Origin of the sequence: Methanoregula sp. (genome assembly GCF_002835825.1) — an archaeon.
GTDB lineage: Archaea > Halobacteriota > Methanomicrobia > Methanomicrobiales > Methanospirillaceae > Methanoregula.
Window position 1 is genome coordinate 1 of record NZ_PIZH01000039.1, and the last position, 9,557, is coordinate 9,557.

Here is a 9,557-nt window from a genome sequence, read left to right on the forward strand (position 1 = left end):
TTATGTTTTTTTTTTTATGTATACTCTACTCCCGAGGACTCCCCGTTCTTCTTCGTCTGCAGCGTCAGGCGGGTATAAGAGACAAGAAAAAGACCGGGCAGCGGCGTTTATCGATTACAGCGTCTCTTCGGAGGGCGCCTCGGTACTGGCCCGGTACGGGTTCATACCGAGCGGGCGCCAGACCGGATACGACTATTGACCAGTACTGTCAGGATTTGTATGACACCAACCATAGAACGGATCTGCATGAGGGGAAACCTGAGGCTCCGCATTTTCACCGGTATCCTCATCGGGATTGCGATCCTCTTCATCGGGATACCGCTTGCTGCCCTTCTGATTCGGGTGACCCCGGAAACTCTGCTCGCCTCATTGCAGAACCCGGTCGTAATCGATGCACTTTGCCTGAGTCTTCTCACGGCGGGTATCAGTACCATTATCGTGATTGGTTTTGGCACTCCTGTCGCTTACATCAATGCCCGCTGCCACTACCCGGGAAAGAAAATCATCGATACGATAACCGACATTCCTGTCGTTCTCCCCCCGGCCGTTGCCGGTCTTGCGCTGCTGATGGCATTCGGACGACGGGGATTAGTCGGGCAGTATCTCGACATCCTGGGGATCGAGATCGCGTTTACCACCATTGCGGTCATCATGGCACAGATCTTCATTGCTTCACCGTTTTACATCCGCCAGGCACGGACGAGTTTTGCCTTAGTTAACCGGACCTACGAACATGCAGCAAGGACACTTGGTGCCAGCCCGATCAGGACGTTCTTTACGATCACGGTACCGCTGGCTTTTACCGGAATTCTCTCCGGGGCGGTATTGAGCTTCGCACGGGCGTTGGGAGAATTCGGCGCAACCATCATGTTTGCCGGGAATCTTCAGGGAAAAACCCAGACAATGCCGCTTGCTATCTACGGTGCATTCCAGGGAGACGTGGACTCATCGCTCGCACTTGCAGTTATCCTTGTAATAATTTCGTTTGTTGTTATCAGCATCGTAAAAATCCTGGCTGAAAAAGAGGAGACCGGCACATGATAGATATCCGTGTCAAAAAAGCGCTCCGGGATTTTACGCTGGATGTGGATATCCATATGGGAGAGTGCGGGACGCTGGTCCTGCTGGGAGAGAACGGCGCCGGGAAATCAACGGTCCTCAACCTGGTTGCGGGTCTCATGACACCGGATACCGGGGAAATCCGGATTGGCAATGAGACATTCATTGATACTTCGGTCCGAACCTGCATTCCCGCAGAGTCACGCGGTATTGGGTACGTCTTCCAGGACTATGCCCTCTTCCCCCATCTGACCGTGCACGATAATATCGCCTATGGCATGCGGGCCCGCCATCTGCCCGGGGATATCACTGCTGACCGGGTGAGGGACCTTGCCGGCAGGCTTGGTCTGCGGGAGGTTTTGCAGCAACCCGCAGGTACTATTTCGGGAGGCCAGTCCCAGCGGGTTGCCCTTGCTCGTGCTCTTGCCGTAAAGCCAAAAATCCTGCTTCTCGATGAGCCGTTCAGTGCTCTGGATGTGCAGACAAGGGTGTTGATGCGGCGGGAACTCCGTGAGGTCCTGTCTTTTGAAGGGATCCCTGCGATTCTTGTAACCCATGATATCCGTGATGCGTTTGAGATTGGTTGTTGCATTGGCCTTATGGAGAGAGGGAAAATGGTAATGTATGGTGAACAGCGCACCGTTTTCCAAAAAGGCCTGCATCCGTTCATTGACCAGTTTTTCTCCGGGGCCCCTTCATTATGATCTCGGTTCTTTACGTTGACGACAATCCTGCCCTGCTGGAAGTGGGGAAGCTGTACCTGGAGCGGACAGGCAGGTTCCGGGTGGATACGCGGGGATCGGCAGCTGAGGCGCTGGACGTCCTTAAGACCAGCCCTTATGATGTGGTCCTCTCCGATTACCAGATGGAAGAGATGGATGGCATCATGTTCCTCAAGGAAGTTCGGAGAGCGTGGCCTGATCTCCCGTTCATCATCTTCACGAGCAAAAGGAGAGAAGAGATCGTGATCGAGGCGCTCAACTGCGGTGCGGACCATTACCTCCAGAAAGGCGGCGAGCCCAAATCGCAGTTCGCCGAGATGGTCCATATCCTGTCACGGGCAGTGGAACGAAAACGGGCCAACGATACCATCCTGCACCTGAACCGGCTGTACGCGGTCCTCTCGCGGACCAACCGGGCCGTGATCCGTATCCGCGACCGGCAGCAGCTTGTCGAAGAAGCGTGCCGGATTGCAGTCAATGAAGGGAAGTTCCTGATGGCCTGGATTGGGCTTGTCGACCCAGCAACGCACGAAGTCCGGCCGGTCGCTGCCTGCGGGTACGAGGACGGGTACCTGAGCACGCTCTCTGTGAGCATCGACAATGTACCCAAGGGTATGGGCCTGACCGGTACATCGATACGGGAAAAGAGGCCGCTTATCAGCAACGATATCTCCTCCGATCCGCGGATGGCCGGGTATCAGGCCGAAGCTGCCCGCCGGGGATACCGTTCATCGGCCTCCCTCCCGCTGATCTGTAATGGCGAAGCGATCGGGGCCATGAGATTCTATTCTTCCGAGAAAAAATTTTTCAATGAGCGCGAGATGCAGCTGCTTGACGAACTTGTGGCCGACATATGTTTTGCTCTTGAGTTGATCGACCGGAAGGAAAGGTAAGGCGTCCGGATCCGGGAAAAATAGGACCGGGTCCCTCACTGCTTTCGTAACTCCGCCCAGTCCCAATGATTAAATACCATCGCCATCAAATTGACTGACCAGTCAGTTTACGTGGTGTTTCCGATGTTGTACCGTAACGTCCCCAAAACCGGCGACAAGCTCTCTGCGCTCGGCTTCGGCTGCATGCGCCTCCCCTCAAAGGGCCGGAGTGTCGATGAGGAGCGAGCCATCCGCCAGATCCGGCACGCGATCGACCAGGGTGTCAATTATTTCGACACCGCCCCCATCTACCATCTCGGCAAAAGCGAGCAGGTGCTCGCAAAGGCGCTTGCCGGAGGGTACCGGGAAAGGGTCCGGATTGCGACCAAGCTCCCGCACTGGGAGGTCTTCGAACGCGAGGACATGGACCGGATCTTACAAGGCCAGCTCGCGATCTTCGAAACCGATCACATCGATTATTATCTTCTCCACAGCCTCACCGGGAAAAGTTTTCGGATCATGAAGAACCTCGGCGTCCTTGAATTCCTTGACGCTGCAAAAAAGGACGGCCGCATAACCTATGCAGGCTTCTCGTTCCACGGGAGCCTCGAGGATTTCACCATGATCGTGGACGCGTACGAGTGGGACTTCTGCCAGATCCAGTACAATTACCTTGATGAGAAGATCCAGGCCGGGATCGAGGGGCTGAAGTATGCTGCAGCAAAAGGACTCGCGGTCATGATCATGGAGCCGCTGCGGGGCGGCAATCTTGCCGGCCGGATTCCCGGGAGCGTTGAGAAGATCTGGGCCGAATCTCCCGTGAAGCGCTCGCCTGCCGAGTGGGGCCTGCGCTGGGTCTGGGATCACCCGGAGGTCACGGTCGTCCTCTCTGGGATGAACGACGAGGTCCATATCGATGAGAATATCCGGGTTGCGGGCGAGGCAGCCCCCGGCTCGCTCAGCAACGAAGAGTGGGCGCTGATCGGCAGGGTGCGGGACGAGTACCGCCGGCTCATGAAGGTCGGGTGCACGGGCTGCGGGTACTGTATGCCCTGCCCGGCCGGTGTCGACATCCCCGGCGTCTTTTCGAGTTATAATGCACATGCCCTCTTCCCGCACGACCCGGCAGGGAAGTTCCAGTACATCGGGCGCCATGGCGGCCTCATGGGAGAGAAGACTGCGGCCGGGCTCTGCCGGCAGTGCGGTAAATGCGAAAAGGCCTGCCCGCAACATCTCCCGATCCCGGCGCTGATGAAGGAGGTCTCGCGCGAGATGGAAGGGATGATGGGTATTGCGGTCCCTGTCATGAAGGGAGGGCTCTGGTGTATCAACCGGGCAAAGCGGGTGAAGCGTGCGATCCTGGGTGAGAAGTCTCATGCGTGAACCGTCACCGGACAAACAGGAAGCGATCCTGGAGACGGCGCTCCGGCTCTTCACCGAGCGGGGCTTTGCCGGCACGCCGACATCGCTCATATCGAAGGAAGCCGGTGTTGCCACCGGGACGCTCTTTTTCTATTTCAAGACCAAGGAGGATCTCATCGACACGCTCTACCGCCGGGTGAAGAGCGAGGCTGCACAGGAGATGGGCCGGGGTCTTGATGCGGAGAAGACGGCAAAGGCAAAACTTCGCCGTCTCGGGCGCAATGCCGTCGGCTGGGGCCTTGAGAATCCCGCGAAACTGAAGTTCATGGAGCAGTTCGCCCACTCCCCGTTCGTCTCCACGAGCGCCCACGAGGAGGGTATGAGCCACTTCGCCTTCCTTGAAGACCTTGTCCTCCAGGGGATTCGCGATGGCGAGATCCGCGATGTCGAACCGTCCGGGCTCTTCTGCATGATGGCATCGGCCCTTGCAGGGCTGATTGCGCATGCACTGTCAACGAACGATGAGGAGGAGCGCAGAACGATCATTGAGAACGGCCTCGATTTCATCTGGTTCGGCATGAAGGCAGAAGGAGTATAACATGACAGTTGTTCTGGAAGCACGGGAATTATCCAAAACCTATGGCGAAGTACAGGCAGTGGACCGCGTGACGCTCTCGGTGAATGAGGGAGCGCTCTTCGGCCTGCTGGGTCCGAACGGCTCGGGCAAGACCACGATGATCAAGATGCTGACCGGGCAGACCCGGCCGACCGGGGGAACGGCCCGGGTTCTCGGCGTGGATGTGACCGCGGACCCGGTTGGAGTCAGAGCCCGCGTCGGGATCATCCCCGAGCAGGAGACCCCGCCCAGCTTCCTCTCCGCAATGGAGTACCTCCGGTTCGTTGCCGCGGTCCGGAAGATCCCCGACATTGAAACAAAGGCGGACTGGTGGTTCGACTTCCTCGACTTTGCCGACAAGAAGAACGTGCTCTGCAAGGACCTGTCCCGGGGCACACGACAGAAGCTGATGTTCACCCAGGCCTTCATCCACGAGCCGGCGCTCGCCCTTATTGATGAGCCGCTTATCAACTTCGATCCGATCATGCAGGACCTGGTGAAGGAGTACCTTGCAGGATATGTGAAGAAGGGAAAGACGATCTTCATCTCCACGCACATCCTCGAAGTAGCAGAGGAGATCTGCTCGGAATTTGCCATTCTTCATAAGGGAAAGCTCCTCCACACCGGCACTGTTGCCGAACTGACCGGCAGGGGCGACCACCTGCCCTCCTTCTTCCTCTCGCTCGTCCGGAAGGATCGCCATGTTTGAGCTTTTCTCCGCCATGATGAAGGAGGAGTGGCGGGTCCACTCCACGATGTTTGGCAGCCTTTCGTTTGCCCTCTTCCCGTTCATGATCTTCGGGATCGCGTTCATGGGCGCGTTCCTCGTCCCCCTCATGAGGACAACGCTTCCGGCCGGCAACCTCTCGCTCATCCTCCACGGGAGTTACCTGATGCTCGGCATCATGGTCGGGGGCTTCGGGCTCCTCGGGAACGAAGTCATGAACCGGCGTTTCGGGCAGGCAAGCCTGCTTGCGTACTCGGCCCGGAGCCTCCCGCTCTCCGAGAAATTCATCTTTGCAAACTTCGTGGTCAAGGACACTGTCTACTACTTCTTCCTCTGGGTCCTCCCGTTCGGGCTCGGCTACCTCCTCGCCACACCCTGGACCGGCGTCCCGCTCGCGGGCGCCCTGCTCCTGCTTCTCACGCTCGCGCTCGCGCTCCTCTTCGGCCTCTGCGGGATCTTCTTCCTCTCCACTGTGTATGCCCGGTCGAAGGTGGCGTTCTGGCTCTTCCTCTTCGCGTGTCTCGCGGACCTTGGAGCCATCACACTGATCACCGGGGCAAACCCGGCACTCCTCTTCCCGCCCCTCCTGATCAGCAGCGCGTTCACGTGGACAAACCTTTTCGCCTCCTGCCTCCTGCTGGCATTCCTTTTTGGCGTTTCACTCTGGCTCTTCTCGCCGGAGTCCGTTGGATCCGAGAAGAATTACCGGGACTCGTTTGGCCCCCTGATGAAGCGGCTCTCCTTTTTACCCAACCCCCCACTTGCTGTAAAGGACACACTCGACCTGTACCGGAGCGGGAGCATGATCGGCCAGACGATCTTCTCGTTCATCCTGCCTTTGGCAGTGATCTGGTTCTTCCTCTCCCTCCTCGGGCCGTTCTTCCCGCCCCACGGCCTCCTCATGATCTTCGCGATCACGGCCGGTGTGGTTGCATCTACCATGTACACCTGGGTCACGATGTTCGACACGTTCGGGCCCTATGCCTGCCTTCCCGTTGCCGTCAGCACTCTCATCGAAAGCAAGCTGACAATCTTTGCAATCCTCCAGGTCATCCCCGCGGTCTTCATCGCACTCGTTGCGTTTCTCGCAGGCGAAGCAGCAGTTCTCATCCCCGCGGTTGTGCTCGGCCTCTCGGTCTCGTTCTATGCCGTTGCGGTGATGGCCTGGCTCACCGGGCTCTCGCCCAGTGTGCTTGTGTACGATGTCCGGGTGCTTGCATCGTATCTCATCCTTGTCGGGATTGCGCTGGTGCTTTTTACCGCAGCAGTTTTTGCGAATCCGTACTTTGCCCTTGCCTCAGTGGTCCTCGCTGTACCGGCCTGGTGGTTCGTGCAGCGTGCAACAGTGCGGTGGGACGCGGTTGACCCGGCGGGATTCTGATCCCCATCGGGTTTTTTTGATATAATTGGAACGTTTTTTTAAAAAACAGGTGCCCCAAAAGGGGGCTCTCACTCGCACGGTGAGGTCTCTTTCCCGGTCTTGCCGGGAAACAGGGGGACCGTGCAGATCATCTTCAACATTCCCTTGCCGGTGTTCCGAATCTGGTGAAGTTCGCACGGCATGAGCAGGAGTGCATCCCCGGCCCGGACCGGGTGCTCGCTTCCCGTTTTGCCGGCAATGAGAAGGCCCTCTCCTTCAAAAAAATACATCTCGTGTTCTTCCTTGTGGTTGTGGAAGGATGTGCAGCCACCCGGTGCAATCTCCATCAGCCGCATTGCATACCGCGGGCACCCGTCATCCGCCGTGAGCAGGAAGCGGGCCTGCATCCCGGAAAAACCCGGTTTGGTCATCGGCACAGCAGGGACATCGGAAGCATGTTTCAGAATCATGATACACAATCTGTTTTTCCGGCACAGATGAGCCTGCCGATATCGTGCACGGGCAGGAGAAAAATAGTGAAGATTTTCTTCTCCGGTCCAGCCGGAGAACTTATGCGGAGTCAGCGACTTCGATCTTAATGATCTCAGAATGAACGGATGCAATGGTCTTTGCCAGTTCCGCATTCTGGGCTTCCCGCACCACTTCGATCGCTTCGCGGATGCTGGCGATCGCCTCGCCCTGGGTATTGCCATACCCGCGGGCTGACGGAATCTCCACGCAACGGGCAGTGAACCCGCCCTTCTCGTGGCACTCCGTGATGATGGTGTAGTGCATGATCATATAAGATCGAGGGGACTGTTTACAAAGTTTCTGGTCAGAATGACCGATAATGAGGGATTTCAGCCGGTTTGCAGGTCATCCCCATGGTTTTTCTGCGCTTCGTAGTCCTGGATATGATTGTTTACGCCCGCCTCGAATGCATCGGGATGGTGGCGGAACTCCTGCGCCACGAGCAGCATCCGGGCTGCATCCCCGATAGCCTTGTGTGGCTTGATGATATACCGGAACTTCTCCGGGATCCTGTAGGAGAAATGCTGTGAGGAGAGCGTCCTGCCATTAAGGGCAAACCCGATGACAAGGGACATGCGGTCAAGGGAAACATCCTCCTTTAAGGAATATCGCTGCCGGATTTCACTCTGGAGATCCCGGATGACAAACCCGCCGGTGCTGACCCGGGCACGCTGGAAGGTCTCCATCTCGCGGCGCCGTGCAAAGAAGACCAGGGTGTCGATCTCTTTTACATTCAACGCCCGCATAAATGCCCGTAGATCGTTGTGGACTCCGGCAATGGCGTGTTTAGCACGGCGTGTCCCCTCAGCATCAAGACGGCATTTCTCATCTGGCAGCGTCTCGCCGGGCCGGCTCAGGTTGAAGACCCGCCGGTACCCGTCAACCCGTTTCCCGATATGGTTGGTGACATTTTTCCAGAGCTCGACCTCGACATCGTGAGAGAAGGCCCTGCCGGCAAACGCGATGGTGTCGGAGACCGGCTCGTGCAGGACAACACCGATCTCGATGGGGATCTGCATCCCCTGCCGGGTGCCGCGGATGCCGGCAAATTCCATGTCAATGTACGCGGTCCACGGGGCAGGCATGCGTTGTTCACCGGTCAGCCGGATGGCTCACTCCTTTGAGGTTGTGGTTCCCGCACCAGCGAGGCGGTCTTTTGCGATGGCGCAGTATCCCCGGTCAATCTCGATGCCGATGCCTTTCCTCCCGGAGAGGGCTGCTGCAACAAGCGTGCTCCCGCTCCCCATGAATGGGTCGAGCACGGTATCCCCGACAAACGTGAAGAGTTTCATGCACCGCAGCGGGAGCTCGACCGGGAACGGCGCCGGGTGCCCGATCTTCTTTTTGCTCTCGCCATTAAACGTCCAGAGGCCGTTGGTCCAGGCCATGAACTCGTCCCGCGTGATATCGGACTCCCGCGATCCGCTGGTCTTCTTCCAGCTGTCCTTGTAGAATACCACGATAAGTTCCACCGGCGCGATCACATGCGGGGCCGAAGCGCTCATCCATGAGCCCCATGCGGTCCGGCGGGAGATGTTCCCCTCGTTCCAGACGATGGTGGAATGGTAGGAGAAGCCGGCCTCCTTTGCAATGGCCGTGAGATCGGCCCCTACGCTCTGGTGGCCTCCCTTGTTCTTGTCGAGCGGGATGTTCAAGCAGAACCGGCCATCGCCTTTCAGCCACCCGTGGCACCGCTTCATCCACCGAGCCGAGAAAGCGAGGTACTCGTCGTACGTGACCCGGTCATCGTGGGAATTGTAGGGGATGTCGACGTTGTAGGGTGGTGATGTTACCACGAGATCGATGCTCTCGTTTCTGATGGTCTTTGTGGAGAAAAGGTCCTCGTTGATGATCATGGACCGGTCATCACGGAAAAAAATGGTTCCTGCCACAATGCCCTCCTTATTATTGGTTTGTCAGCGTGAGGTTTAGCGTTTCGCTCTTTTTCCTGCCTGCTTAAGGGGTTACAGATGCGTTCGCGGTGATATCCGGGCATTTCTATTCGATTGAACCGCATGGTTATACGAATAACCACGGCCATCCTGCCAATATTATTAAGCACCTCCCCCACTTCTGGAGAGAGCATTCAGTTCTGCAGTGAGGTTGAGAGAGCGTGTTTTTCCCGTATCCGAAGATGGCATGTGTGGCCGGCATTGTTGTTGTACTCTTCCTGCTCATCGCATCGCCCGTGTCACAAGCACTTGCCCCGGACCCGATCCCCCGAAGTACCGCACCGCACCATGCGGACCGGCCCGAGGCCATTTTTTTTGAAAAAAACCATCTCGCGTACGTTGCCTGGGACCAGGAC

General features: G+C 57.5%; 12 protein-coding genes. 8 read left to right on the forward strand and 4 right to left on the reverse strand.

The features are described from left to right. From CW742_RS02685 to CW742_RS02720, 8 genes are all read left to right on the forward strand, one after another. A partial coding sequence (locus CW742_RS02685) for a hypothetical protein (RefSeq protein WP_292416123.1) occupies nt 1–199 on the forward strand: 199 nt, incomplete at its 5' end. Nucleotides 200–219: 20 nt separating this feature from the next. After that, nucleotides 220–1,041, forward strand: coding sequence for an ABC transporter permease (locus CW742_RS02690; protein ID WP_292416125.1), 822 nt, complete (start codon nt 220–222; stop codon nt 1,039–1,041). Beyond that, nucleotides 1,038–1,763, forward strand: a complete 726-nt coding sequence (locus CW742_RS02695) for a sulfate/molybdate ABC transporter ATP-binding protein (protein WP_292416127.1) — start codon at nt 1,038–1,040, stop codon at nt 1,761–1,763. The genes CW742_RS02690 and CW742_RS02695 overlap by 4 nt, the downstream gene beginning before the upstream one ends. After that, nucleotides 1,760–2,674, forward strand: a complete 915-nt coding sequence (locus CW742_RS02700) for a response regulator (RefSeq protein ID WP_292416129.1) — start codon at nt 1,760–1,762, stop codon at nt 2,672–2,674. The genes CW742_RS02695 and CW742_RS02700 overlap by 4 nt, the downstream gene beginning before the upstream one ends. 123 nt (nt 2,675–2,797) lie before the next feature. After that, a complete protein-coding gene (locus tag CW742_RS02705; protein ID WP_292416131.1) occupies nt 2,798–4,036 on the forward strand; it encodes an aldo/keto reductase in 1,239 nt (412 codons plus the stop codon). After that, nucleotides 4,029–4,613, forward strand: a complete 585-nt coding sequence (locus CW742_RS02710) for a TetR/AcrR family transcriptional regulator (protein ID WP_292416133.1) — start codon at nt 4,029–4,031, stop codon at nt 4,611–4,613. The genes CW742_RS02705 and CW742_RS02710 overlap by 8 nt, the downstream gene beginning before the upstream one ends. Before the next feature lies 1 nt (nt 4,614). After that, nucleotides 4,615–5,340: an ABC transporter ATP-binding protein gene (locus CW742_RS02715; protein WP_292416135.1), complete on the forward strand. Its 726-nt coding sequence runs from the start codon at nt 4,615–4,617 to the stop codon at nt 5,338–5,340. Continuing rightward, nucleotides 5,333–6,739 (forward strand): hypothetical protein, encoded by a 1,407-nt coding sequence (locus CW742_RS02720; RefSeq protein ID WP_292416137.1) that lies wholly within the window; start codon nt 5,333–5,335, stop codon nt 6,737–6,739. The genes CW742_RS02715 and CW742_RS02720 overlap by 8 nt, the downstream gene beginning before the upstream one ends. Nucleotides 6,740–6,807: 68 nt before the next feature. Here the strand turns inward: CW742_RS02720 and CW742_RS02725 are convergent, their stop codons facing one another. The 4 genes from CW742_RS02725 to CW742_RS02740 form a co-directional block, all read right to left on the reverse strand. After that, nucleotides 6,808–7,188, reverse strand: coding sequence for a cupin domain-containing protein (locus CW742_RS02725; protein ID WP_292416139.1), 381 nt, complete (start codon nt 7,186–7,188; stop codon nt 6,808–6,810). A 100-nt stretch (nt 7,189–7,288) separates the two neighbouring features. Then, complete coding sequence (locus CW742_RS02730; RefSeq protein ID WP_292416141.1) at nt 7,289–7,513, reverse strand: type II toxin-antitoxin system HicB family antitoxin; 225 nt, start codon at nt 7,511–7,513, stop codon at nt 7,289–7,291. A 65-nt stretch (nt 7,514–7,578) separates the two neighbouring features. After that, the gene (locus CW742_RS02735) at nt 7,579–8,334 is read right to left on the reverse strand and encodes a hypothetical protein (protein WP_292416143.1); all 756 of its coding nucleotides are present in this window, start codon (nt 8,332–8,334) and stop codon (nt 7,579–7,581) included. 27 nt (nt 8,335–8,361) lie between these two features. Next, on the reverse strand, nt 8,362–9,141 hold the full coding sequence (locus CW742_RS02740; RefSeq protein WP_292416145.1) for a site-specific DNA-methyltransferase: 780 nt from the start codon (nt 9,139–9,141) through the stop codon (nt 8,362–8,364). Nucleotides 9,142–9,557 lie beyond the last annotated feature (416 nt).

What these genes read in the sequence shown, in the direction of transcription:
- CW742_RS02735 (WP_292416143.1), bottom strand. Translation starts at nt 8,334, where the DNA reads ATGCCTGCCCCGTGGACCGCGTACATTGACATGGAATTTGCCGGCATC.
- CW742_RS02720 (WP_292416137.1), top strand. Translation starts at nt 5,333, where the DNA reads ATGTTTGAGCTTTTCTCCGCCATGATGAAGGAGGAGTGGCGGGTCCAC.
- CW742_RS02700 (WP_292416129.1), top strand. Translation starts at nt 1,760, where the DNA reads ATGATCTCGGTTCTTTACGTTGACGACAATCCTGCCCTGCTGGAAGTG.
- CW742_RS02695 (WP_292416127.1), top strand. Translation starts at nt 1,038, where the DNA reads ATGATAGATATCCGTGTCAAAAAAGCGCTCCGGGATTTTACGCTGGAT.
- CW742_RS02690 (WP_292416125.1), top strand. Translation starts at nt 220, where the DNA reads ATGACACCAACCATAGAACGGATCTGCATGAGGGGAAACCTGAGGCTC.
- CW742_RS02715 (WP_292416135.1), top strand. Translation starts at nt 4,615, where the DNA reads ATGACAGTTGTTCTGGAAGCACGGGAATTATCCAAAACCTATGGCGAA.
- CW742_RS02725 (WP_292416139.1), bottom strand. Translation starts at nt 7,188, where the DNA reads ATGATTCTGAAACATGCTTCCGATGTCCCTGCTGTGCCGATGACCAAA.
- CW742_RS02705 (WP_292416131.1), top strand. Translation starts at nt 2,798, where the DNA reads ATGTTGTACCGTAACGTCCCCAAAACCGGCGACAAGCTCTCTGCGCTC.
- CW742_RS02730 (WP_292416141.1), bottom strand. Translation starts at nt 7,513, where the DNA reads ATGCACTACACCATCATCACGGAGTGCCACGAGAAGGGCGGGTTCACT.
- CW742_RS02710 (WP_292416133.1), top strand. Translation starts at nt 4,029, where the DNA reads ATGCGTGAACCGTCACCGGACAAACAGGAAGCGATCCTGGAGACGGCG.